Here is a 23,508-nt window from a genome sequence, read left to right as displayed (position 1 = left end):
GTGCAACAGCATGTCCTACAACAAACAGGAGACGAGCGATGTTCATCCGCAATACATGGTACGTAGCTGCTTGGTCGCACGAGGTGCAAGGCGACAAGCTGTTTTCCCGCACCATCATCAATACGCCGGTGATGCTCTACCGCAAGGAGTCCGGCGAGGTGATCGCGCTTGCGGATCGCTGCTGCCATCGTGGCGCGCCGCTGTCGCACGGCCGACGCGAAGGCGACTGCGTGCGGTGCATGTATCACGGACTGAAATTCGACAGTCAGGGCACATGTGTCGAGGCGCCGGCGCAGGAGCGAATCCCGGCGCATGCGAAGGTGAGGCAGTTCCCGGTGGTGGAGCAGCACCGCTGGGTCTGGATCTGGATGGGAGAGCCCGAGCTGGCCGATCCGTCCGCGATTCCCGACACGCATTGGGTTGACGATCCACAGTGGCGTTCGCTGCCCGGGTATATCCACTACGACGTCAACTACCTGTTGATCTGCGATAACCTGCTGGACTTTTCGCATCTGCCCTATGTCCATCCCACGACGCTGGGCGGTGGAGAGGATTACGCGACGGTGCGGCCGAAAGTGGAGCGGATCAAGGACGGCGTACGCATTACGCGCTGGACGCTGAACACCGATCCGCCGCCGTTCGTGAAAGCGGTGCGTGACTGGCCGGGCAAGGTCGATCGCTGGAACATTTACGACTTCACGATTCCCGCGATCCTGCGCATGGATTCGGGCATGGCGCCCGTGGGGACCGGTGCGCCGGAGGGGACCCGGGTGGACGCGGCGGAATTCCACGGTTGCCAGGCGCTGACGCCGGAGACGGAGGGCTCGACACACTACTTCTTCGCGCATCCGCACAATTTCTCGCTCGACAAGCCGGAGGTGACACGGTCGATCCATCAGTCGGTGGTGGACGCCTTCGATGAGGATCGCGAAATGATCAGTGCGCAGCACCGCAATCTTGAGCTCGATCCCGGCTTCAAGATGATGCCCTTCGGCATCGATGCCGCGCTCTCGCAGTTCCGCTGGGCCGTGAATCAGCGACTCGAAGAAGAGCGCGCGGCCGCTGAGCAAAAGAGCGAGACGACGGCGTAACGGGCCGCGCGCACGGTGGCTCCGGCGAGTTATCGTGCCGGAGCCCCTGGAGCCACCGGAAACGGCGGGCCGGCAAAGGGTTCTTGCGATGCGCATCCAGCACGGGCCGGCGCCAGGAGGTGCGTCATCCGGGAGGAACGATTCGCGTCGCAGACGGGCAAATTACGCCGCCCCTCGAAGCGCGTACTAGCGCAAGCCGAACAACCGGGTTCTCACCGAGCGAAGATGTTCGCGCATCAATTGCTCCGCGCGTGTCGGATTGTGCGTGCGGATCGCATCGACGAGCTGTCGGTGTTCGTCGTCGGTATCGTGCCGAGGGCCCGTCTGCGAAGAGAACACCTCTTCCATGCGTGCGTCCAGATTGAGGCGCACCTGCACCCGCATCGTGTCGTACAGCAGCAGCAGCAGCGCGTTGTGCGTCGATTGCGCGATGAGGCGGTGCAGGTGCTCGTCCAGACGTTTCCACGGCATAAACGGCGCCGTTTCGGCCATGTCGGCGAGGCACTGCGTCATCGCCGCGACGTCGGCGGCCGTCGCGTGCACGGCTGCCTGCGCGGCGAGCTGCGGCTCGAGCACGAGCCGCGCATCCATGATGTCGTCGACGCTGATGGACGAGGACCAGGTCTCGTCGTCGGGCGTGACCTGCTTCGGGCCGACGAAGGTGCCCTTGCCGACATGTCGCCAGATGACGCCTTCGTCCTCGAGCCTTTTCAGCACCGTGCGCAGCCTTCCGCGCGAAACGCCCAATGCCTCGCTGAGCTTCGGTTCCGGTGGCAGGCGCAGGTCGCCGCTCGTGGCGACGTGGGCCTCGATGTACTCACGCAGCCGCAGCACATCGTCATCGATCAGGTTCGTTTGTACAGACATATTCTCGGCCGCCCCGCGCGGGAAGGCTCTTTGGTCAGGTGAGGGCTATTGATTCGTGGATGGTCCGCGGCCCCATTCCTGCCAATGGGCAGGCGATGGAGCGCGATTCATGTCAGCGGATTGGGGCGTGATTGAACGCATCAATCGACGACTCATTATGCCTGATCGGCCACCAAGCCGCTATTGACCTCCGGGTATACGCGAAAGATATGAATCAATTTCAAAAATGAGGCGTCGCAATAGTTGCATTGATGTTTTCTCGCGGTTAGCATGGCGTCAAGACGAATAGCTCGGTGTAACCGGGCTGGAGACTCCGCATGTTGAACTTCCCGCTGCCGTTCCTACGTAACGCCGCTGTCGTCGAGCCGGACTCGGTGGCACGCCAGGCATGGTCATTCGAAGCCGCACATACCCACGTCGGCTTCTCGGTCCGTCATCTCGGGCTTACGCGTACGCCCGGGATATTCAGGCGCTTCGATGCGCGACTGGCGTTCGACGACGTGTGCATCGAGGCATCACGGGTGTCGTTCGAAATCGATGCCGCGTCCATCGACACGGCGTTCGACCTGCGTGACGAACACTTGCGCGGCGCCGACTGGCTGTACGTTGACGCACATCCGAAGATCGTTTTCGTCTCCCGTTCGGTGCGGCTGCTCGACGGTCGCCAGTACGCGATCGACGGGGATCTCACGATCCGTGGCGTCACGCTGCCGGCCCTGTTCGACGCGACGCTGATCGATCGCGCGGTGAATCCGTGGACGCGACATCCCGTGGTCGGATTCGAGGCGACGGCGAATATCAGTCGCAGTGCTTACGGCATGGATGCGATTCCTCACGCGCTGTCCGACAACGTGCAGCTGACGATCGCGACAGAAATCACACGGGAGCTGTGATCCGGACGCCGCGGAGCGCTCGCATCACATGCGGCGACTCCGCGACCCGGTACCCGTTCATCGCTCTCGAGCCCTGTCGCACATCGATAGTCTGCTGCGCGGCCGGCCGAGCCCTTCAAGTCAACTTCCGGTTCTGCATATGACCATTTCTTCGTTTGCACCCGTGTTCGTGTCCAGCGAGGCCGCGCGCGCCGTTTTCGTCTGGAAGGACGCGATCCATGCCCTTCAGGCGGCCTACGCCCAATCCATTCCGCCCAAGAGCACGCCGCCGCGAACGGTCGCAGTCGCCGGCAAGACGTGGCTGCGCACACTGCCGGCCGTTCCCGTGGGGAGCCGCTACTACGGGGCCAAGGTCATGGGGATGGCGATGGGCTCGGCCGTGCCCGGTGTCGAATACGTGATCGTGCTGTTCGACCGGGAAACGAGCCGCATCGCGGCGTTCGTCGACGGCAACCTCGTCACGGGTTTTCGCACGGCAGCCACTTCCGCCGCGGCGCTCGACCGGCTTGCGCCTGGGAAGGCCGCCCGTCTGGCGGTACTGGGCAGCGGCCTCGAAGCGTCGATGCATACCCGAGCGATTGCCGCGGTGCGGGATTTGACCGAGGTCGTCGTGTTCAGCCCGACGCCAGAACGCCGGGCCGCCTTCGCGGAAGCCGTGACGCGCGACCTCGGCGTGCCCGCGCGGGGCGTGGCATCCGCGCAGGAAGCGGTCGAAGCGGCCGACCTGGTGCTGGCCGCGGCCCGCTCGCGGGATGAGCAGCCGATCCTGTTTGGCGACTGGTTGCAGCCTGGCGCGACCGTTGTCTCCATTGGCTCGACGATTCCCGAGCAGCGCGAGATCGATGTTTCGGTCGTTGCGCGAAGCGACATCATCGTGTGCGACATGCTGGAGGAAGTGCTGGAGGAGACCGGCGACATGCTCGCCGCGCACACGGCGGGCATCGCGTTTCACGACAAGTCGTTCAGTCTCGCGGAGCTGGTCGCGGGCGCGCTCGACGACCGTCTGAAGGATGCGCGGACCCGAATGTACAAGTCGGTCGGCGGCGGCCTGCAGGACATCGTGGTTGCCGGGCTGATCCTCGACAAGGCGATCGAGGCGGGACTTGCCACGCCGTTGCCGATCGAATTCGAAACCAAGCGCTAGGCGCGTGCCTGACGCGACACCGGATACCCCGCAGACTACAAGGAGCACTGCATGGCCCGCTACACCAAAAAGGAAGCGCGCGAATGGGCGCGTGAGCATCTCGTTGGAGTTGCCAACGTGACCCTCCCGACGATGACGTCGGACTTCAAGCGCATCAACGAAAAGGCTGTACGCCACGATGTCGAACTGGCGATCCAGCACGGCTTCGTCGGTTCGCTATCATGTTCGGAAGTCGCCATCACGCTGGAACAGTACGGCGAGTTCTGCGACATCATGGCCGACCAGGCGTCCGGTCGCCTCGTGGTCGTCCATCATGCGGTGTTCAACACGCTCGAGGACAACATCGAGGCAATTCGCCGGGTAGAGGCGGCGGGTGCCGACCTCGTGCTGCTCGGATACCCGCCGTACTTCTATCCCAAGTCTTACGACGAAGTGTTCGAGTACACGCGGAAGATCTGCGACGCCACCAACCTCGGCGTGATCATTTTTCCGCTGCCGGCGTGGGGTTTCTCGCGCCTGCATCCGGCCGACATCCCGGTGCCGGTGCTGCGCCGCATGGTGGACGAAATCCCCAACGTCGTCGCGATCAAGGCCGAAGGCGGGTATCCGAACTTCATGTCCGCCATCGAGGTCCATCGCGAGTTCCACAAGGAGGTGGTGATCTCGTCGCCGCTCGAGCACGAGTTCGTGCCGCTTGCCCAGGTGATGGATATCCCGTTCTGTGGCACCAACTACACGGCCTATTACGGCCCCGTCATGCCGAAGATCTTCAAGCTGATCCAGGCGGGGGAATTCGACGAGGCAACCCAGCTCTGGTACAAGATCGATCCGGCACGCAAGGCGTTCGCCGGCTTGCCGATGGCGCCGAACGGCCTGCTCAACCGGATGGCGTGGAAATACCAGGGGTGGCTGCAAGGGTACAACGGCGGGCCGCTGCCGCACCCGACGCAGCGCATCTATCAGCGGGACATGGCATCGCTTCGCAAGGGCCAGGAGGTAGCCGGCCTGAATCCGACGAGCGATCCGGATGAAGCGTTCTTCGTCGGCCGCAACCCTGCGTGAAGGAGGCTTCATGAACGAACCTGTCAAGCTTCCGCTGAAAGACGCCGGCCTGCTGCGCCAGGCGATGCTGATCGACGGTGAATGGGTGCAGGCCGACAGCGGCCAGACCCTGGAGGTGCGCAATCCTGCGACCGGCGAACTGGTGGCGCGCGTGCCGAACGGCGGCGCGGCCGAGACGCGGCGAGCCATTGCCGCGGCCGAACGCGCGATGAACCGTTGGCGCAAGACGCTCGCGAAGGAACGCGCGAAGGTGCTGCGTACCCTGTACGACCTGATGCTGGCCAACGTCGACGACCTCGCGCTCATCATGACGGCCGAACAGGGCAAGCCGCTGGTCGAATCGCGCGGCGAGATCCTGTATGCCGCAGGCTTCATCGAGTGGTTCTCGGAAGAAGCGAAGCGCGTGTACGGCGACATCATTCCGCAGAACGTCGATGGGCGGCGGATCCTCGCCCAGAAGGCGCCGATCGGCGTTTTTGCGGCGATCACGCCGTGGAATTTCCCGTCGGCCATGATTACGCGCAAGGCAGGCCCCGGCTGGGCCGTCGGCTGCGCCGGCGTGATCAAGCCGGCAAGCCAGACGCCGCTTTCCGCGCTGGCGCTGGCCGTGTTGGCGGAGCGCGCCGGCTTGCCGCGGGGCGTGTGCAACGTCGTCACCGGCTCGGCTCGCGCGATCGGCGGCGAGCTGACGTCGAACCCGGTGGTACGCAAGGTCTCGTTCACGGGTTCGACCGAGGTCGGGGCGCAACTGCTGGCGCAATGCGCGCCGACCATCAAGAAGACGAGCATGGAGCTTGGCGGCAATGCGCCGCTGATCGTTTTCGACGATGCCGACCTCGATGCCGCGGTGAAGGGGGCCCTTGCCGCGAAGTATCGCAATGCCGGCCAGGCCTGCGTCGCGGCGAACCGGATCCTCGTGCAAGCCGGCGTGTACGATGCGTTCGCCGCGAAGCTCGCCGCCGCGTCCGCGGACCTGACGGTTGGCAACGGCATGGAGGCGGGCGTGGTCCAAGGGCCCCTCATCAATGAGGAAGCCGTCCGGAAGGTCGAAGAGCATATCTACGATGCGCTGTCGAAGGGAGCCCGCGTGCTGGCGGGCGGCAAGCGTCACGCGCTGGGTGGATTCTTCTTCGAGCCGACCGTGCTGGCCGACGTTCCGACGAATGCGTTGATCTTCCGTGACGAGACCTTCGGCCCGATCGCGCCACTGTTCCGGTTCGAAACCGAAGAAGAGGCGATCGCGCTCGCCAACGACACGCCGTTCGGCCTGGCATCGTACGTGTTCGCGCGCGATGTGGGCCGGATCTTCCGCGTGGTCGATCAGCTCGAATTCGGCATGGTGGGGGTCAATGAAGGACTGATCTCGACCGAGGTGGCGCCGTTCGGCGGTGTGAAGGCGTCCGGACTGGGGCGCGAGGGGTCGAAGTACGGGGTCGACGACTACCTCGAGATCAAGTACGTGGCGCTGGGCGGGCTTTGAGTGACGCGTCCGATGTCGGCTTGGCGCCGGCGTCGGTTGCACACCCGAAATTGATCATTCGGTGAAGAAGCGGGGGCGGCCGTCGCTGAGCGATGGCCGCCCCCGTTCCACATTACGACCGGTTTTCGTCGCGGGCGCGAATTAAGGTACGAGCTGTCTTATAATTGGGCGATACCGTTCGCAGCATACGTCAACACGGGACGCCAATGAAGACCAATACCCAGCTTTCCGTTCCCGCACCGGCTGTCGAGCGCGGTGTGGGCAGGCCACGCAGCGAGGAAACCCGCACGCAGATTCTCGCGGCGACGGTCCGTCTGCTCCAGAACAACACCATTCAGTCGATTTCCATTGAAGCGATCGCCAGGGAGGCGGGCGTTGGAAAGGCGACGATCTACCGCTGGTGGGACTCCAAGGCGCTGGTCGTGATCGACGCGTTCATGGAGCATCACATCGTCAAGACGCCGATGCCGCATGGCTTGCCGCCCGGTGAAGCGATCGCCGCACATCTGATGTCGCTGATTCGCGAGTATTCGGGATGGTCCGGCCGGATCGTCGCGCAGATCATCGCCGAAGGGCAGTCCGATCCCGCCGTGCTGCGCGAATTCCGCGAGCGCTTCCATTACGGGCGGCGGGCGCTCGTGAGGGAAATGCTCGAGGCATGGCGCAGTTCGTCGCGCATTCCGGCACCGTCCAATATCGAGACCCTCGCCGAGCTGTTGTATGCGCCGGTCTACATGCGCCTGCTGGTCGGCAACGGCCCGCTCGACGAGCATTTCGCGCGCGAGCACATCAGCTATGTCTACACGTTGCTGGGCGTCGAAGTGCCGGAAGCGCTCATTCCCGGCACGGGTCAGAAGAAGCAAAAGCCTCCGGCAAAAAAGACGCCGACCCGCACGCGTTGATAGCTAGAAAAATCGCGTCGACGCGGCGCGCGTGATTGCGACGCACGGAGCTGTCGATTCGCCGGAAGGGTAGCGAAGGCGCAAGACTGGAGGCTTCGCGTCTCATGGATTCAGGCATGTGCGCCGGACGATTTCTCCTGATGGCTTATCCGGACCGCTGAAGGAGATGCGGACGGCCGTTCGAGCCCGCACCCGCCGCCTGTCCCCGCCGCTTCAGGTATTTGCGCATTTCGACCGACGCGCGGTCGCTTGCTACCGAAATTTCGAAAAACGGGTCGTCGGCGTTGCGAAGCGTGTCCTCGAGCCGCTCGAGCGCCTGCACGTCTTCCCTGAATGCAGTGAAGAGCCGCTCGTGCATGAGTGGCGTCATTGCCGCGTCGTCGAGCCCGAAGTCCCGACAGTGGACGATGAAGTAGTGTGTCGATGAGTGGCTTTCCGGCGTGGGCAAGTGCAGTGTCCTGATCGTGAAAAGCGTCCGCTCCACGGCAGGCAGGGTGCTTTCGTAGAACGTGACCTTCACCTCATGCAGACCCGGCGCTACGAATGTCGAAGTCGCGATTCGCGCGCGCCTGAACGGCAACTATCTGAGCCTGCATGAGAATCTCCTCGATCTGACGCATCTCACCTACGTGCATGCGAAGAGCTTCGGAACGCCGGACTACGCGAAGGCGCCGTTCGAGGCGTCTGTCAGCCCAGACCGGTGGCAACGTCGTCGGAACGACATGACGTCTGACCGCGTAGCGTCCGTCGTTATCGTCATCGAGGGTGCCCGCGGACAGCGGATACGAGCGATGGACGCAACGGCCGTCGAGCGCGACGACCTGTCCTTCCAGCGTCCGGTAAAGGACGACCTGCTTGCCCAACAGCGTGCGGGGCAGCACTGCCCGGCCGATTTCGGAAGACCGGGCGCCCACGTACCACTCATCGAACACGAATGGCGTATCGCGGTCCGCCATGTTGCTGGCGCTCGCCTTGGCGGCGGAAATCACTGCTTCGGCGGGTCTTGTCATCGTCGTTCCCTCATCGTGCGAAATGTGGCGTCAGAAAAAGGCGGCGCGATTCGCAGCCATTGGCAGATCGGCGCGCGCGAATCATGGTGCGATGACCGCTACGGCGGGCCGATCGCACAAGACCCTGATTACTGCGGCGTCGCCGTCGCGGGAGCGAGCGCAGGTTCGGCTCGGCGGCTCGCTTGCCAGAAGCAGAAGGTGCTGATGCCGGCAGCGACGACGATGGTCCACCCGATGCTGCCGTATCCGAAATGGTCCGCCACGGTGCCGCCGAGAATCGGGCCGATGGCCGATCCCGTCATGGCCATGACGGGAGTGGCGGCGACGGCTCGCGTCGATGGGTCGTTGCGCGCAAGGAACGCGAAGATGAACGTATGCGTGAAGATCATCACGGTCGGGAAGATTACGCCCGCAAACGCGTAAGCACCGAACAAGGTCGACCGGGCGAGCGTGAAGCCGAGGACAGCCTGGAGCACCGGGCCGGCAATCATCACGGCGCGGCTCGACACCTTGCGTTCGAGCAGCGCGGCGAGCACCCCGGGCAACATGTTCACGAGGCCGATGCCGAGCAGCACGTTCATGACCTGGCCGGCGCCGAAGCCGTGCGCAAGACCGATCGGCTCGAGGAAGCTCAGCATCATCGAGTGACTTACGGTGAGCAGGCTGGTCCCCACCATCGCAAACCATACGCGTCGGGACAGCTTGGGAAGCTCGCGCGGCGCGCCGTCGGGCAAGGCCGCTGCCCGACGCTCCGGAAAACCCGCGAGCGCGGCAAGTGCGGCCGTAAGCATGATGGCGCCGAGAACGATGAACGCCACCTGCCCCCCGAACGCCGCGATCGCGTGCGGCACCGCGCCGAGGAACCCCAGCGACAGCAGGCTGAGCACGGTGAAGCCCGTCGCGATCAGGCGGTGCGGATTGGGGCTCGCGCCAATCGCGGAATGGGTAAGCGACAGGCCCCAGCCGACCGCAAGACCGCCGACGACATGCAGCGCCAGAAGCGTCGCATAGTCCCGCGTCAGCGCCATCGCGAAGAATGCGGCCGCTGCGACGGCGAAGCCGGCGGGCACGGCGATCGTGCCGCGGATGCGGTCGATTCGTGGCGCGATCGACAGGCTGCTTGCGACCACTGCGCCGAGGAAGGCAGTGGCGAGTGCGCCGGCCCGTTGCGGATCGAGTCCGTCCTGTCGGATCAGGACGATCCCGACCCACACCGGCAATGCAACGACATCGATCATGCCGGCGCAGTGGCCCAGCACAAGCGATATCCGGCTTTTCAACCCGTCAATGGATCTGCTCATCATGTCTCCGGTGGGGCGGTGCCCTTGGTTTATATACGAAACGAACTGTATCGTTTGTGATATGGTAACCGTGATGTCGTTCGACGACATTGGGTCAAACCCGCGGCGCGCCTCGACGATGACGAGTGCTGAAATATGAGAAAGAGACGCTGAAAATTCACCGTTCTCCAGGTTCTCGTGTCGATCGATCGGATCTGGAATCATGTCGGAAACGATGGCGATAATTTGTATACGGCGTGTATTACAATTTGCGTTTCCGGCTATGCGGCCCATTGCCGGATAGCCACGCGACGTGGCGCGACGCTCGCCGTTCACCATTCAATTGGCTAGCCGATGAAAACAGATATCCAGGGTGCCGCTGCGGTGGCGCTTCCGCGAGGGGTTGGTCGCCCCCGCAGCGAAGGCACGCGCATGCAGATTCTTGCGGCAACCGCTCGCCTGCTCGAGACCCGCACGGTCCAGTCGCTTTCGATCGAGGCCATCGCGAGAGAGGCGGGCGTCGGCAAGGCGACGATCTACCGCTGGTGGGACGCCAAGGCGCTCGTGGTGATCGATGCCTTCATGGAGCATCATTTGGTCAAGACGCCGATGCCGCGTAACCTGCCTCCCGGCAAGGCGATCGCCACGCACCTGGTGTCGCTGATCCACGAATATGCGGGGTGGTCGGGGCGCATCGTCGCGCAGATCATCGCCGAAGGGCAGGCCGATCCTGCCGTGCTCAGGGTCTTTCGTGAACGGTTCCATTACGGCCGACGCGCGCTTGTCCGCGAAATGCTGGAAGAGTGGCGCGTTGCCGAGCGCATCCGTGCGCCGGAAAACGTGGAGATGCTGGCGGAACTGCTGTACGCGCCCGTCTATATGCGATTGATGACGGGCGTTGGCGCGCTGGACGACCGGTTCGCGCAGGAACACATCGACTACACCTATGCGCTGCTCGGCGCAGACATCCCGAACGTCGCGGAACTGGAGGTCGCCAGGCGCGGTGCGCCTCAGGTCAGGACGGCTGCCGCGCGCTGACGTGCGGCAGCCGTTTCGCACCGGCGGATGCCGGGTGGGGCGGCGGAGCCTGCCTAGAAGTTCACCTGATCGGCGCCTTTCAGGTCGAGAATCCGGCGCGCTTCGTCAGGAGACGCGATCTCGATGCCCAGTTCCTCGAGAATCCGACGAATCTTGCGGACCTGATCGGCATTGCTCTGCGCGAGCTCACCGCGGCCGATGTAAAGGCTGTCCTCCAGGCCGACGCGCACGTTGCCGCCCATCAGGCTCGACATCGTCGCAAGCGGCATCTGGTGTTTGCCGGCCGCGAGCACCGACCAGTGATAGTCGCTGCCGAACAGCCGGTCGGCCGTTCGCTTCTGGTGGAGCAGATCCTCGACGTGCGCGCCCATCGCGCCGCGCAGTCCGAACACGGTCTGCACGAACAGCGGCGGCTTCGCGAGCCCCTTTTCCAGGAAATACTGAAGCGTGTACAGGTGGCTGACGTCGTAGCATTCGAATTCGAAACGCGTACCGCAGAGCCGACCGACGTTTTCCAGGATCCATTCGATGTCGTCGTAGGTATTGCGGAAGATCAGCCCGCGCGTGCCCTTCAGGAACGGCACTTCCCAGTCGTGCTTCCAGTCCCGCTTGCGCTCGGCCATCTCGGCCAGCACCAGATTGATGGACCCCATGTTGAGCGAGCACATTTCCGGCTTCAGGGCCCGGCCTGCCGCCGCGCGATCCTCGATCGACATATGCGGACCGCCGCCGCCCGTCGAGATGTTGATGATCGCGTCGGTCGCTGATTTGATCGGGCTCACGAAACGCCTGAAGATCTCCGGGTCGCCGCTGGGGCGACCATCGTCGGGATTGCGCGCATGAAGATGAACGATGGCGGCGCCGGCCTCGACCGCCGCGATCGACTCGGCCGCGATCTGCTCTGGCGTAACGGGAAGAAACTCGGACATCGACGGGGTATGTGCGCCCCCCGTCACGGCGCACGTAATGATTGCCTTGCTCACAGCGGCTCTCCGTCAACGAGGTCGAGCAGCACGAATGCCATGCGGCAAGGCTTGCCCGACCGGTTTGCCCAGCTATGGTTGGTTGCGCGCTGGATCAGCACATCGCCGGCGCGCATGAGCTTCTCGCCTTCGTCGAGCAGGGCCCAGATTTCCCCCTCCAGAACGAACGCGTAGTCGAGCGACTCGGTTTTGTGGAACCAGAAATGCCGGGGATTGCTTTTGTCCCGCACGCCGTTGGCGTCGAGGAATTGTTGCAGCGTGGCCTCGTCATAGGTTTCGTCGGGCGGGAAATCGACGATCCGCAGCAGCGAGCCGCCGCGCGAATGGAACTCGAATGCGTGGCCGGCCGGCGCGGGCTCCGCACCGGGTGCGCGGGCTTCCCCGGTCGCCCACAGAACATGCGCGACCGGCAGGCCCGCGCGTGCCGTCCTGTTCGGGGCCGGCCCATCCGATACAAAGTACGACTTCCCGTCGGCGTTGGTGTCCGTGATGAGTCGACGCACGGGCCGATAACTGTTTCCTTCCACGGGCTGCGCGCTATCTCTGTGTACCGTTGTGTCCATTTTTTCTCCATTAACGAGTCGATTCGTTTCGTATCGTTAACTGTCGAGGTTTTACTGTCAATAGGGAAATGACAGGTAGATGAATCTGTATCTCAAAAACAATTCTTGACAAAACGGAACGACGCGTTCTGTAATTGATGGTGGGCAACCGTGAGGAAATGACGTGATGGAGACACAAGCGATCCGGGTGATGTGGTTCGTGCCGCCGCTGCTGGCCTTGGTCGCCGGCCGCAATCCGCACGCTGCGGTGACGACGCGGGCGGTGCGTAACCGTTCGTCGGACGAACAGTACGATGCGCTGGTGGCCGGCGAGGTCGATGCCGTCGTTACCGCGATGGACAACGTAATCGGATGGAATCGGCGTGCCGGGCCGGCCGATTTTCGCGTCGTCGCCCAGATCGAGCGGACCACGCCGCTGACGCTGGTGGCGCGGGCCGGACGGTCGAGCATCAGCTCGCTTCGTGGCGCGGACATTCTCATCGATGCACCCGATAACGGCTTTGTCACGGCGTTGCGGGCGATGCTCGATGAGGCGGGGCTCGACGGCGATGCCTATCGCCTCGTGACTGCGGGCGGTGTTCAGGAACGTCTGGAGGCGCTGCTGGCGCGGCAGGGCGTCGCGACGCTGCTAGGGCCGCCGTTCGATGCGATGGCGGTCAAGGCCGGATTCGTCAGGGTGGCGAGCGTCCAGGAGATCTGGCCGCATTTTCCGGGGCAGGGAATCGTCATGCGCACCGGCGGCGCGCAAGCGCGCGTGGGTGCGTGGCTGGAGGATCTCGAAAGAGCGCGGCAGACAGTTCTCGACCAGCCGGAGCTGGCCCGGGAAGCGGTGGTCATGGCATCGCTGCCCGCGGCAGCGGCCGACGGAATGATCGCGCTGTCCCCCCGGTCGCTGCTGCCGGCGCCGGACGGGGTGGCGCTTCTCGTTGCGCATCGCCGGGCGCTGGGCTTGGCGGGCGCTGACAGCGACTATTCGGCAATCGTCGACGATTCGCTGGTTCGCAAACATATCGGAGACATGGCATGACGCCGTATTCACTCGGAACATTTTCTGAAGGCGATGGTGCGCGGTTCGTTGGTTTCGTCGTGGACGAGCGTGTGACGCCGCTTGCCGAGCTCGCGGCAAGACATGGCGACACCATGCTGGCGGAGGCGTCCACGGTTCTCGAGCTGCTGGAAAACTGGGACGTGAGCCGCCCGGCGCTGGAGCGTCTGGCAAGCCGGGCCTCGGCACCTGAGGCACACTGGCATCGGCTATCCGACTTGCATACCCACCCGGCGATCGACCTGCCGCGCCAGGTGTTCTGCACCGGCGCGAACTACCGCAAGCATGTGGTCGATCTGACTGTCGACGCGAAGGTGGGCCCCGACGGCCTGAACGACATGCAACTTCGGGCTTGGGCGGAAAACATGCTCGATGAACGCGTGGCGCACGGAGAGCCTTATGCGTTCACCAAACCGGTGTCGGCGATCTCCGGTGCATTCGACGCGCTGGAGTTGCCCGACACGACGACGCAGCCCGACTGGGAACTCGAACTGGCCGTCGTGATCGGGCGCGGCGGGTATCGAATCAAACGGGAGGACGCATTCGCGCACGTGGCGGGCTACACGATCGTCAACGACATCTCCGCTCGCGATCTCATTCCGCGGACCGACTACAAGATGCTGGGCACCGACTGGCTGCGTTCGAAAGGGCAGCCGGGATTTCTTCCGCTCGGCCCGTACTTCGTTCCCAGCGCGTTCGTGCGGGATCCGCACCGGCTGAGAATGCGCTTGACCGTGTCCGGTCAGGTCATGCAGGACGAAACGACCGCTGACATGCTGTTCGGCATCGAACGGCAGATCGAATACATCTCGCGGTACGCGCGGCTCCTGCCCGGCGACGTCATCTGCACGGGTTCGCCTGCCGGAAACGGCACGCACTACAACCGCTTCCTGCGTGAAGGCGACATCATGGAGGCGGAGATCGAAGGGCTGGGGCGGCAGCGCCAGGTGTGCATGGAGCGCCGCAATGGCTGAGGCGCTCGCAGCGGAAGCCGACGTGCGGCCCGACAACTTCGACCGCGCCTTTATCCAGCAAACCCTTGCGGCCGGCATCGGCAACGTCGCGCTCGATATGAACCCGGCGTTGCAGTGGCTCGGGGCGACATTGCTGGGAGGAAGCAAGGGTGCGCTATCGATCGGGTTTACCGCGCCTGCCGATTCGGTCCAGGGCAACGGCGTCGTCTCGGGCGGCGCGCTGGCATCGATGCTGGATCTCGCGATGGCGCTTGCGCTGCTTTCGCAACTCCCGTACGGCCGCACCTGCGCAACCGTCAGTCTCACGGTCAACATGCTCGAGCCGGGATATGTCGGGAACTTCGCGGTCGAAGCGCGCGTGAAGCGGCTTGGCAACCGCATCGCGTTCCTCGCGGCAGATCTGTATGACGGCGCGCGAGTGCGTTGCGTGGCCAATGCGACTGCGTCATTCGCCGTATTCGACGTGCGCGGATGAGGGAAACGAAGGCGGCTGCCACGTCGACCGTCTCGCGGTGCGGCGGTGGCAGCCCCGCCGCACGCGCGGCAAGCCTGTCCGGCCATGACGGAAGCGAGCCGGACGATCGGCCGGCCCGACCTAGAAGTTGTGACGAATCCCGATGTCGACGGCGAACTGGTTGCCGCCCGATGCGGAACCGAGCTGGAACAGTTGCGCGAGGCCCCGGCCCGACGTGTGCTCGTAGACCGGCGAAATGAACACATCGGTGCTCTTCGAGAGGAAGTCGTCGGCCGAGACGTTGACGTTGTCGTAGTGCGTCTGCGCTTTTTCGTGAAATCTTTGTGATCCGAATCGACGTCGCTAGGCGACGGTCTTCCCCGCACCCATGTCGTTGCCGGTCAGCGCCGGCGCCGGCGTGGCGAGGTGGTGCGAGTCGGTCGCGAGCCATGCAAGGGTGAGGCCGACGTGGACAGGCTGCATGCGGTGGTGACGGATATAAAAGGACGGCGCCCACGCCACGATGATGTAGCCGATCATCGCGGTCAGCGTATAGACGGCATAGACGGACGTGAACGCGTGTTTGTGACGCGACAGATACGACCACAACCCGAGCTGCTCGCGGTTTCCATCGGTCGCCTGCTTGACTTCGCGGCGCACCGGTTCCTTCAGCGCGAGAACGACGAACGCCATCAGGATGCCGGGCAAGCCTGAAACGATGAAGGCGAGCCGCCATGTCGGCATCCTCGAAACGCCGGGCACGCCGAAATCGGAGAAGCGCGTGAGCAGCGAAATGATCGCGCCGCCGAACAGCAGCGATGCACCGACGCCGACGTAGTTGGACATGTTGTAGGTGGCGATGGCCCGTCCGCGCTGCGCCGGCACGAAACAGTCGGCGATCATCGAAAAGGCCGCGGGCCCCAGGCAAGCCTCGCCGATGCCGACGCCCATCCGCGAGAAGAAGAGTTGCCAGAAGCCTGTGCTCAGGCCGCAGCAGATCGTCATGACGCTCCACAGCAAGACGCCCGCCGCAATCAGGTTCCTGCGCGTGTGACGGTCGACCAGGCGGCCGAACGGCAGTCCCATCACGGAATAGAACAGTGCGAAGGCCACCCCTTGCAGCAGGCTGATCTGCACGTCCGACAGCCCGATCTCGTGCCGGATCGGCCCGACGAAAAGGGCAATGATGTTCCGGTCGAGATACGACACGACGCTCGTGCAGAACAGGACGACCACGAGAAACCACGGGTAGTAGTGCTGGAAAGCGATTGCTTTGCGACGCATGAACGCTCCGTACGGTGAGACTCGGGCGGGTCGATGGGGCAGGCGCGAGGAGGCGACGGATTTCACAACGTATGCATCGTTCGCCTTCACTTGCCGCGTGGTTCGTGAAACGCGTGTCGTGGCGCCGTTTCTGATGTGCCTGCGGTCGGCCTCAGATTTTCAATCGGCGGTGCATGAGGATCATTTAATAAACGAAACGAATCGTATACTAAAGTTTTGCATCATCGAACTCGAAGTTCGCCGGGAAATACCCTAGCTTTTATGTCGTTGACAAAACGATACGTTCAGTTTCATTATGGCTCATCTCAATTTCTTCACAGGGAGACGGCATATGAAGCTGGGGCGATTTGTAGTCGAAGGTCTGGACGGGCCGGTTCACCGCATCTGTCTGGTGCAGCCGGAGCAGGGGCGCGTCATCGATCTGCGTGCGGCAGAAGCGCTGCGGCTGCAAGCGCAAGGGGCAACCCGCGACGCCGCGCTGCGTTACGCATCCGTCGTGTTCCCGGAAAGCATGTCGGCCGCCATCGCGCTCGGGCAACGCTTTCTCGACACCGCGACCGAAGCCGCTGCGAAATACGGCGACGACGCGTCGCGTGCGATCGACGGGCTGCAGTGGGGGGCTGCCTGCGATCCGTCCGTGGTGCGCGACGGGCTCACTTTCACCAAGCATATCCGCCAGTTCCATGAGCGGATGAACATCAGCCCGACACCGGCCCTGCTCGAAGTGCCGGGTTACTTCAAGGGCTCCCCGTGGACGGTGATCGGGCATGAAGCCGAGGTGCCCTGGCCTGCGCGCTCCGAGCGTCTGGACTATGAGTTGGAGCTCGGCTGGGTCGTGGGCCGGCAGGCTCACAACATCACGCCTGACGTCGCGCGTTCGTATTTGTTCGGTGTGACGATTTTCAACGACTTCAGCGCGCGCGATCTGCAGGGCAACGAGTTCGCAATCGGCATGGGGCCGACGAAGAGCAAGGACTTTGCGTACGGCATCGGTCCGTGGATCACCACGATCGACGAGTTCGAGCGGCTCGACAACATCCGGATGTCGGTGCGCGTGAACGGCGAGACGTGGGGCGAGGGCGATACGTCGGAAATGCTCTGGACGCCCGAAGAGCTCATCGCTTACGTGTCGCTCGGCGACTACGCGCAACCGGGCGACGTGATCGGCTCGGGCACGATGGGCAATGGTTCGGCGCTCGAGCTCGGACGCAGCGTGAAACCCGGCGACGTGATCGAGCTCGACGTGAAGGGCGTGGGCGTCCTGCGTAATCGCATCGCGCGGCAACCGCAGGAAACCTGGTGGCCGCAGCGGCGCGCGCCGTTCATGTAAAACGGGCTTCGCGCGCACAGGCTTCATCACGGTACGAGCCTACAATCGCCGGGGGACAAGCCGGATCAGCCGGGGCGTCCATCGGTTTTACTGATGGCCCGAAAAAACTATCCGCCATCAGAGTGGAGAAAGGAGACAGACAATGAAGGTCAAACGTGTGCTGATCGTCGGCACCGGAATTGGTGGCGCCACGGCCGCCGTTACCCTGGCCAGACAAGGATTCGACGTTCACTGCATCGACATCAAGCCGGAGAGACCGACGGCAGGGGCGGGCATCTGTCTGCTCCACAACACGATGCGCGCGCTCGAGACGCTTGGCGTTGCCGATGCCTGCCGCGAGAGCGGGATGGCGTTCGCCGTCTTTCGGGAATTCGACGCGTCGGGCGAACTGCAGCACGTCCATCCCGCACCGCCGAGCTGTGGGATCCGCAGGCCAGAACTCGCTCGTATCCTCGAGACGGCAGCGCAGGACAGCGGCGCGGTGCTGGAAAAGGGCGTGACGGTCCAGGACCTGACGGACCGCGGGGATCGCGTCGACGTGCAGTTCGCGGATGGCCGACTGGCATCGTACGACCTGGTGATCGCGGCGGACGGTGTGTATTCGGGGCTGCGCAAGCGCGTCTTCGGTGCCGACTACGAGCCGCGGTTCGCCGGCCAGAGCGTCTGGCGATTCAACGCTCCGCGTCCCGGACAGGCCGACGGTTTCTGTCTGTATCGAACGCAGACCGGCAAGGTCCTGGGGATTTTCCCGACCTCGCGCGAGAACTGCTACATGTTCTACCTCGAAAGCAGCCGCGAACCGCTGCGCATCGCGCCGGAACAGTCGCACGTGCTCATCCGAGAGCGGCTGGCCGAGTTCGACGCGCCGGCCATTCGCGACGCGCTCGACCTGATCACCGAATCGTCGCAGGTCATTTTCCGTCCGCTGGACATCACGCTGGTGCCCACGCCGTGGCATCGCGGGCGCGTGGTGCTGCTGGGCGATGCTGCACATGCGCCGACACCGCAGATGACTTCGGGCGCGGGCATGGCGGTCGAGGATGCCGTGGTGCTGGCGGAATGCCTCGCCGGCAGCGCGTCGGCCGAGGAAGCGCTCACCGGCTACGACCAGCGTCGCTTCGAGCGGGTGAAGCGGATCTACGACGCTTCGCTGCAACTCTGCCTGAACGAACAGGAGGATTCGATCGGCAACAAGGATCGGTCGGCCGCCCTGCTGCTGGAGACGTACCGGTATCTCGGTCAGCCCATCTAGGCACGATGCGACAGAACCTTTCCGGCCGATGCGGTCGTTATGGGCTGGCGCTCGCCGTCCAAACGTTTTGGCGATTCGCAGGTAACCAACACGTCTCACGTAGTGAGACGGTTTCATCAACTGGACGATGACAATGAAAATCCTCGGACCTGACACACTCGTCTTCGGTGTCGAAGACGTCGAAAGCTGCACGCAGTTTCTTCTCGACTACGGTCTCACGCGACAGGGCGAAGACAGATTCGAAGCCCTGGACGGAACCGGGGTCGTCGTTCGCCCCAAAGATGATCCGTCGTTGCCGGCATGGCCGTTCGCGACGGCCAATCAGTTGCGTAAGACCATCTACGGCGTGGCAGACCAGGCGACGCTCGACGAGATCGCCAGCGAACTCGAAAAAGACCGCGAGGTGACGTTGCTGCCCGACGGTTCGATCGAAGCGGTTGACGATGCCGGGTTCGTGCTCGGGTTTCAGGTCACCGTGCGCCGTGAATTGCAGCTTCTGGCCGAGTCGGTGAACGCGCCGGGCGATGGCCGCCGCGGCGTCAACGTGACGGGCGCGTTGACCGGCGAGAACGAGCCGCCGCCGCGCCCTCGGACGCTGTCGCACGTCGTGTATTTCGTGCCGGACACGGACAAGGCGGAAGCGTTCTACGTCAACCGACTCAAGTTCCGACTGAGCGACAAGTTCATCGGCATGGGGCCGTTCCTGCGTCCTGCCGGGACGCTCGATCACCACACGCTTTTCCTGATCCAGACGCCGCCGTTCATGCAGGGCTGCGAGCACTTCACGTTTCACCTCGGCGGCCCGACGGAGGTGATGCGTGCCGGCAGCGCGTTCGCGGCAAAAGGCTATGAATCGTATTGGGGCCCGGGCCGTCATCAATTCGGCTCGAACTGGTTCTGGTATTTCAACTCGCCATTTGGCTGCCACATCGAGTACGACGCGGACATGGACCTGCACGACGATTCGTGGGTACCGCGCATTGCGCCCGCACATGCGGACCGCGCTCAGGAGTTCCTGCTCCAGTGGCGTGAAAAGTGGGCGCCGGGCGGCCCGCCGCCGTCGTCCGAACCGCTGAAGGCATGACAGCCGATGCAGGCCGCCGGCCCATTGCGCTGGATGCGTCTTTGCGAATTGAGCGCGCTCCCGGTTTCGGGGGCGCGCGGGTTCGATCTGCAGGGGCGCGGCGTCGACGATCTCTTTGTCGTGCGCCGCGACGGGCTGATTCGCGGTTACCGGAATTCGTGCCCGCACTGGCCGGGCTCGACACTTCCGTGGCGCAAGGATGCGTATCTCGATCGTTCTATGGAGCACATCGTCTGCCATGGACACGGCGCGAAATTCACGCTGGACGATGGTCTTTGCATACTGGGCCCGTGTCTCGGGCAAAAGCTCGAATCGGTTCCGCTGCGAATCGAGCATGACCAATATCTCAGCATCCTGTGGCGCTGAAGCGATCGCGCGATCGACGTGCGGACGAGTCCTGAACGCCGTTGTGTCGATACGCCGACATGACATGCAACGGGCCGACTCGACGGTGGACGTTCAGCGGTGAGATCGGCGCGGGCGCCGGTGGAGTGAATCGCTTGTGAAAACGGGAGATGGCCGGTTCGGTGCCGATGCGTCGATCACGCGCGCGCTCTGGGCGCTTTATCTTTGCTGTTTCACCAGCCTGGCTTCGATGAGGATTTGCGACGCGATGCTGCCGTCGCTCGAAGCCCATTTCGCGGTGACGCCGCAACATGCCGCGCGGACGATTTCCGTCTTCGCGCTGACGTACGGCGCTTCCCAGTTGTTTTTCGGGCCGTTGGGCGATCGCATCGGCAAGATCAGGGTGGTGGGCATCTCTGCCGCGGTCAGCGCCCTGGGCAATCTGGCCGCATCGGCATCCGGCAACATCGATCAGCTCATTCTCGCGCGGGCCGTGGCAGGCGCCATGACGGCCGGCATTGTCCCGATGACGATGGCGTGGATCGGCGACAACGTTCGTTATGAACGCCGGCAGGACGTACTCGCGAGGCTGCTCGGGGCGACGATTTCGGGAACGATTTGCGGTCAATGGGCCGGTGGCCTGATTTCATCGCTGGCGGGGTGGCGGGCTGCATTCGTGACGCTTGCCGTCGCGTTTGGCGCAGGCGGAATGCTGACGCTGATGCGGACGTCGCCCCAGGCTGAATGCCGCGGGCCGGGGAAGTCGCCATTCTGGCGCAATGTGGCTTCCGTATTGCGGACACCGTGGGCTCGTGTGGTGCTCGTGATCGCCATGTTCGAAGGCGCGCTGGCTTATGGTGCGCTCGCCTTTTTACCCACCCATTTTCACTACGAACTCGGCTTCCCGATGTCGGAAGCGGGGCTCGTGGTCGGCTTGTACGGAATAGGCGGTCTCTTTTATAGCCGTGCGGCAAAGACGCTGCGCCGGCATGCTGCGGAGGCCGGATTCGCGGCGATCGGCGGCGTGGTGTTGCTGGGCTCGTTTGGTCTGCTCGCGGATCAGCATGAACGAAGCCTCAGCCTGCTCGCATGTTTCGGCGCCGGTTTCGGCTTCTACATCCTGCATAACACGCTTCAACTGAACGCCACGCAGATGAACCCGGCGTGCCGGGGCACGGCAGTCGCGCTGTTCTCTTGCTTCCTCTTTCTGGGGCAATCCGTCGGTGTGCTGGTCGGTGCTGCAATCGTTCAACAGCGCTCGACGTCGGCGCTGTTGCTTGCAAACGGGGCAGGTTTGCTGGTGATCGCTGTCATCTTCTCGTATCTCCTGTCTCGAAGATAAATTCGGGCTGCAATCTGGCAGATTGCAAGTTCCGGCATCCGAATTGCAGCTGGACCAGCAGATAGAACTAACGTCAGAAGCCAAAAAGGCGTTGTGGATTGTCGACGAGGATTAGCTTGCGCGTGGCAGCGTCCGGCACCCATTCGGCGAGCCGATCAATGCCGCGCCCATCGTCGATATCTTGCGGTGGTGCCACATCGGTCGGTGTCCGTCCGGGGACGGGTGCGCTGCCCGGATGCGGCCAATCACTGCCCCACGGAATCCGTTCCGGATTGGCTGCGACGAGCGCACGGGCGAACGGCGCAATGTCGGCGAAATCCGGCTTGTCGTTCGACGAATAGTAGGGCCCGGAAATCTTGACGTAGACGCGACCGGACCTCAGCAGGTCCAGCACCACCCGGAAATCCCGCCTGATTCAGTCCGGCCGACGCGTCGAGTCCTGCGAAGTGATCGAGGACGAGCGGCACGGGAAGATCCGACAGCTGGGCTCTCAGTGCATTCAGCACCGGCAGGCGTGCATAGGTCTGAAGGTGCCAGCCAAGTCCGTCGATCTGGCGCGACGTGGTCGCTGAACGACTCAGTAGTTGTCCATCGGGCCTGCCCGACTCCGAAGGATGAAGCGGGCTTACGGCCGGTGCTTTGCTGATTGGCGAAGCATAAGATGTCGGAAGGTATCGGTAACGAGGTCGGCCCGCTCTTGGTGCCCCGAGCCCGTTCAGTAGTTGGACCCGCAGCCCTGCGAGCACCCCGAATTGTGACCACGGGTGGCAACACCCTGGAGCACGCCTAGTAGATTTCGACGACGAGAGCTGCTGCCGGTGCCGTTGACTCTGGCAGGAGGCTCCATGCAAGTTCTCTATCCCCGCTGTGCCGGCCTGGATGTACACAAGGACACTATCGTGGCCTGCGTGCGCTGCGTTTCGGCGCCCACGCATCAGGAAGTACGCAGCTTTGACAGCACGACCGGCGGATTGCTAGCGCTGGCCGATTGGCTGGCCGCGCACGCCTGCACCCACGTCGCCATGGAAGCCACCGGGATCTACTGGAAGCCCGTGTGGCACATCCTTGAGGGCAACTTCGAACTGGTGCTGGCCAACGCCCAACACATCCGCAACGTGCCCGGGCGCAAGACCGATGTCAACGACGCGATGTGGATCGCCGATCTGCTGGCCCACGGGCTGATCCGCGCCAGCTTTGTGCCGCCGGCCGCCATTCAGGAGTTGCGCGATCTGACCCGGACTCGCAAGCAGCTCGTACGCGAGATCTCCCAGCACAGCCTGCGCATCCAGAAGGTGCTCGAAGACGCCAATCTGAAACTCGGCAGCGTGCTCTCGGATGTGCTCGGACAGAGCGGCCGCGCGATGCTCAAGGCGATTGTTGCCGGCGAGAGCGACCCGGAACGGCTCGCCGCGCTCGCCCAAGGCAACGCGCGGAAAAAGAGCGCCGAGTTGCGCGAGGCGCTGCGCGGTCACATCACGGAGCATCACCGCACCATGCTCAGGCTGCACCTGGAGGTAATCGGCGCACTGGAGCACACGCTGGCCGAACTCGACGCCGCGGTGGGAAAAGCGCTGACGCCGATCCGACAGCGTGCCCGCCTGCTGACCACGATCCCCGGGGTTAGCGACCTGACCGCTCAGGTCCTGTTGGCGGAGATCGGCGTCGACATGACGCGCTTCCCCGACGCTGGCCACCTGGTGTCCTGGGCTGGCCTGTGTCCGCGCAACGACGAGAGCGCGGGCAAGCGCCGCAGCACGCGTGTGCGCAAGAGCGGCACCTGGCTCAAGACCGCCTTGGTGACCGCCGCGTGGGCTGCCGTACGCGTGAAGACCACCTATCTGCGCGCCCAGTTCCTGCGCCTCAAGGCCCGACGCGGCCCCAAGAAGGCCATCCTCGCAGTCGCCGCCTCCATGCTCACGGCAGCCTACTTCATGCTCCGCGACGGCGCCGAATACGCCGATCTCGGCGCACACTACTTTGACCACCACGATGCACAGAAAACCATCAATCGGCTGCTCAAGCGCCTGGCCGACCTCGGCTGCCATGTCGAACCGATCGCTGAAATCCCCTAGCGCTTCCTAGTAG

Annotated in this window: 24 protein-coding genes and 2 pseudogenes; 17 read left to right on the top strand and 9 right to left on the bottom strand. The window is 63.8% G+C overall.

From position 1 onward, the window contains the following. Positions 1-38 precede the first annotated feature (38 nt). Positions 39-1,091 (top strand): aromatic ring-hydroxylating dioxygenase subunit alpha, encoded by a 1,053-nt coding sequence (locus O1Q03_RS26425; RefSeq protein WP_269506976.1) that lies wholly within the window; start codon positions 39-41, stop codon positions 1,089-1,091. 186 nt (positions 1,092-1,277) lie between these two features. Here the strand turns inward: O1Q03_RS26425 and O1Q03_RS26420 are convergent, their stop codons facing one another. Continuing rightward, a complete protein-coding gene (locus tag O1Q03_RS26420) occupies positions 1,278-1,925 on the bottom strand; it encodes a FadR/GntR family transcriptional regulator (protein ID WP_269506975.1) in 648 nt (215 codons plus the stop codon). Between the two features lie 350 nt (positions 1,926-2,275). Here O1Q03_RS26420 and O1Q03_RS26415 point away from each other — a divergent pair, with 350 nt between their 5' ends. The 5 genes from O1Q03_RS26415 to O1Q03_RS26395 all read left to right on the top strand — a co-directional run bounded on the left by O1Q03_RS26415 (position 2,276) and on the right by O1Q03_RS26395 (position 7,439). Then, positions 2,276-2,851 (top strand): YceI family protein, encoded by a 576-nt coding sequence (locus O1Q03_RS26415; protein ID WP_269506974.1) that lies wholly within the window; start codon positions 2,276-2,278, stop codon positions 2,849-2,851. A gap of 139 nt (positions 2,852-2,990) precedes the next feature. Continuing rightward, positions 2,991-3,995, top strand: a complete 1,005-nt coding sequence (locus O1Q03_RS26410; protein WP_269506973.1) for an ornithine cyclodeaminase family protein — start codon at positions 2,991-2,993, stop codon at positions 3,993-3,995. A gap of 51 nt (positions 3,996-4,046) precedes the next feature. Beyond that, positions 4,047-5,057 (top strand): dihydrodipicolinate synthase family protein, encoded by a 1,011-nt coding sequence (locus O1Q03_RS26405; RefSeq protein ID WP_269506972.1) that lies wholly within the window; start codon positions 4,047-4,049, stop codon positions 5,055-5,057. A gap of 10 nt (positions 5,058-5,067) precedes the next feature. Next, a complete protein-coding gene (locus O1Q03_RS26400; protein ID WP_269506971.1) occupies positions 5,068-6,537 on the top strand; it encodes an NAD-dependent succinate-semialdehyde dehydrogenase in 1,470 nt (489 codons plus the stop codon). A gap of 206 nt (positions 6,538-6,743) precedes the next feature. Continuing rightward, positions 6,744-7,439: a TetR/AcrR family transcriptional regulator gene (locus O1Q03_RS26395; RefSeq protein WP_269506970.1), complete on the top strand. Its 696-nt coding sequence runs from the start codon at positions 6,744-6,746 to the stop codon at positions 7,437-7,439. A gap of 145 nt (positions 7,440-7,584) precedes the next feature. Here the strand turns inward: O1Q03_RS26395 and O1Q03_RS26390 are convergent, their stop codons facing one another. Beyond that, complete coding sequence (locus tag O1Q03_RS26390) at positions 7,585-7,959, bottom strand: hypothetical protein (RefSeq protein WP_269506969.1); 375 nt, start codon at positions 7,957-7,959, stop codon at positions 7,585-7,587. On the opposite strand from O1Q03_RS26390, the pseudogene O1Q03_RS40010 reads away from it, so the two are divergent. After that, a pseudogene (locus tag O1Q03_RS40010) lies at positions 7,949-8,086 on the top strand (hypothetical protein); the annotation flags it as partial. The gene O1Q03_RS26390 and the pseudogene O1Q03_RS40010 overlap by 11 nt on opposite strands. 165 nt (positions 8,087-8,251) lie before the next feature. Here O1Q03_RS40010 and O1Q03_RS26385 read toward each other — a convergent pair. Together O1Q03_RS26385 and O1Q03_RS26380 are read right to left on the bottom strand one after the other, a co-directional pair. After that, a pseudogene (locus O1Q03_RS26385) lies at positions 8,252-8,395 on the bottom strand (aromatic ring-hydroxylating dioxygenase subunit alpha); the annotation flags it as partial. A gap of 182 nt (positions 8,396-8,577) precedes the next feature. Next, entirely contained in the window at positions 8,578-10,068 is a 1,491-nt protein-coding gene (locus tag O1Q03_RS26380) for an MFS transporter (protein ID WP_269506968.1), read from the bottom strand. A 15-nt stretch (positions 10,069-10,083) separates the two neighbouring features. On the opposite strand from O1Q03_RS26380, the gene O1Q03_RS26375 reads away from it, so the two are divergent. Then, positions 10,084-10,767 (top strand): TetR/AcrR family transcriptional regulator, encoded by a 684-nt coding sequence (locus tag O1Q03_RS26375; RefSeq protein ID WP_269506967.1) that lies wholly within the window; start codon positions 10,084-10,086, stop codon positions 10,765-10,767. Positions 10,768-10,820: 53 nt separating this feature from the next. Here O1Q03_RS26375 and O1Q03_RS26370 read toward each other — a convergent pair whose 3' ends face one another. Beyond that, on the bottom strand, positions 10,821-11,750 hold the full coding sequence (locus O1Q03_RS26370) for a 3-keto-5-aminohexanoate cleavage protein (protein WP_269506966.1): 930 nt from the start codon (positions 11,748-11,750) through the stop codon (positions 10,821-10,823). After that, on the bottom strand, positions 11,747-12,313 hold the full coding sequence (locus O1Q03_RS26365; protein ID WP_269506965.1) for a cupin domain-containing protein: 567 nt from the start codon (positions 12,311-12,313) through the stop codon (positions 11,747-11,749). The genes O1Q03_RS26370 and O1Q03_RS26365 overlap by 4 nt, the downstream gene beginning before the upstream one ends. Before the next feature lie 166 nt (positions 12,314-12,479). On the opposite strand from O1Q03_RS26365, the gene O1Q03_RS26360 reads away from it, so the two are divergent. Genes O1Q03_RS26360 through O1Q03_RS26350 form a run of 3 tightly spaced genes read left to right on the top strand, consistent with a single transcriptional unit; the run spans position 12,480 to position 14,807 of the window. Continuing rightward, positions 12,480-13,340, top strand: coding sequence for an ABC transporter substrate-binding protein (locus O1Q03_RS26360; protein WP_269506964.1), 861 nt, complete (start codon positions 12,480-12,482; stop codon positions 13,338-13,340). Next, positions 13,337-14,332: a fumarylacetoacetate hydrolase family protein gene (locus O1Q03_RS26355; protein WP_269506963.1), complete on the top strand. Its 996-nt coding sequence runs from the start codon at positions 13,337-13,339 to the stop codon at positions 14,330-14,332. Before O1Q03_RS26360 ends, O1Q03_RS26355 begins: the two co-directional genes overlap by 4 nt. Positions 14,333-14,354: 22 nt before the next feature. Beyond that, positions 14,355-14,807 (top strand): PaaI family thioesterase, encoded by a 453-nt coding sequence (locus tag O1Q03_RS26350; protein ID WP_269506962.1) that lies wholly within the window; start codon positions 14,355-14,357, stop codon positions 14,805-14,807. A gap of 120 nt (positions 14,808-14,927) precedes the next feature. Here the strand turns inward: O1Q03_RS26350 and O1Q03_RS26345 are convergent, their stop codons facing one another. Beyond that, entirely contained in the window at positions 14,928-15,050 is a 123-nt protein-coding gene (locus tag O1Q03_RS26345; RefSeq protein ID WP_269506961.1) for a hypothetical protein, read from the bottom strand. Positions 15,051-15,149: 99 nt separating this feature from the next. Further along, entirely contained in the window at positions 15,150-16,070 is a 921-nt protein-coding gene (locus tag O1Q03_RS26340; protein WP_269506960.1) for an MFS transporter, read from the bottom strand. A 331-nt stretch (positions 16,071-16,401) separates the two neighbouring features. Here O1Q03_RS26340 and O1Q03_RS26335 point away from each other — a divergent pair, with 331 nt between their 5' ends. From O1Q03_RS26335 to O1Q03_RS26315, 5 genes are all read left to right on the top strand, one after another. Then, positions 16,402-17,400, top strand: coding sequence for a fumarylacetoacetate hydrolase family protein (locus O1Q03_RS26335; RefSeq protein WP_269506959.1), 999 nt, complete (start codon positions 16,402-16,404; stop codon positions 17,398-17,400). 142 nt (positions 17,401-17,542) lie between these two features. Further along, positions 17,543-18,652, top strand: a complete 1,110-nt coding sequence (locus O1Q03_RS26330; RefSeq protein ID WP_269506958.1) for an FAD-dependent monooxygenase — start codon at positions 17,543-17,545, stop codon at positions 18,650-18,652. Between the two features lie 133 nt (positions 18,653-18,785). Continuing rightward, on the top strand, positions 18,786-19,736 hold the full coding sequence (locus O1Q03_RS26325) for a VOC family protein (protein WP_269506957.1): 951 nt from the start codon (positions 18,786-18,788) through the stop codon (positions 19,734-19,736). A 6-nt stretch (positions 19,737-19,742) separates the two neighbouring features. Then, complete coding sequence (locus tag O1Q03_RS26320) at positions 19,743-20,102, top strand: Rieske (2Fe-2S) protein (RefSeq protein ID WP_269506956.1); 360 nt, start codon at positions 19,743-19,745, stop codon at positions 20,100-20,102. A gap of 136 nt (positions 20,103-20,238) precedes the next feature. Next, the gene (locus O1Q03_RS26315; RefSeq protein WP_269506955.1) at positions 20,239-21,423 is read left to right on the top strand and encodes an MFS transporter; all 1,185 of its coding nucleotides are present in this window, start codon (positions 20,239-20,241) and stop codon (positions 21,421-21,423) included. A 73-nt stretch (positions 21,424-21,496) separates the two neighbouring features. On the opposite strand, the gene O1Q03_RS26310 is transcribed toward O1Q03_RS26315, so the two are convergent. Continuing rightward, positions 21,497-21,820: an amidohydrolase family protein gene (locus tag O1Q03_RS26310; RefSeq protein WP_269506954.1), complete on the bottom strand. Its 324-nt coding sequence runs from the start codon at positions 21,818-21,820 to the stop codon at positions 21,497-21,499. Positions 21,821-22,268: 448 nt separating this feature from the next. Between O1Q03_RS26310 and O1Q03_RS26305 the strand changes: the two genes are divergently transcribed. Beyond that, positions 22,269-23,495, top strand: a complete 1,227-nt coding sequence (locus O1Q03_RS26305) for an IS110 family transposase (RefSeq protein WP_269506476.1) — start codon at positions 22,269-22,271, stop codon at positions 23,493-23,495. Positions 23,496-23,508 lie beyond the last annotated feature (13 nt).

It is taken from the genome of Burkholderia sp. IMCC1007 (assembly GCF_027257875.1).
Taxonomy (GTDB): Bacteria; Pseudomonadota; Gammaproteobacteria; order Burkholderiales; family Burkholderiaceae; genus Burkholderia.
This window is presented reverse-complemented; position numbering and strand designations above follow the sequence as displayed.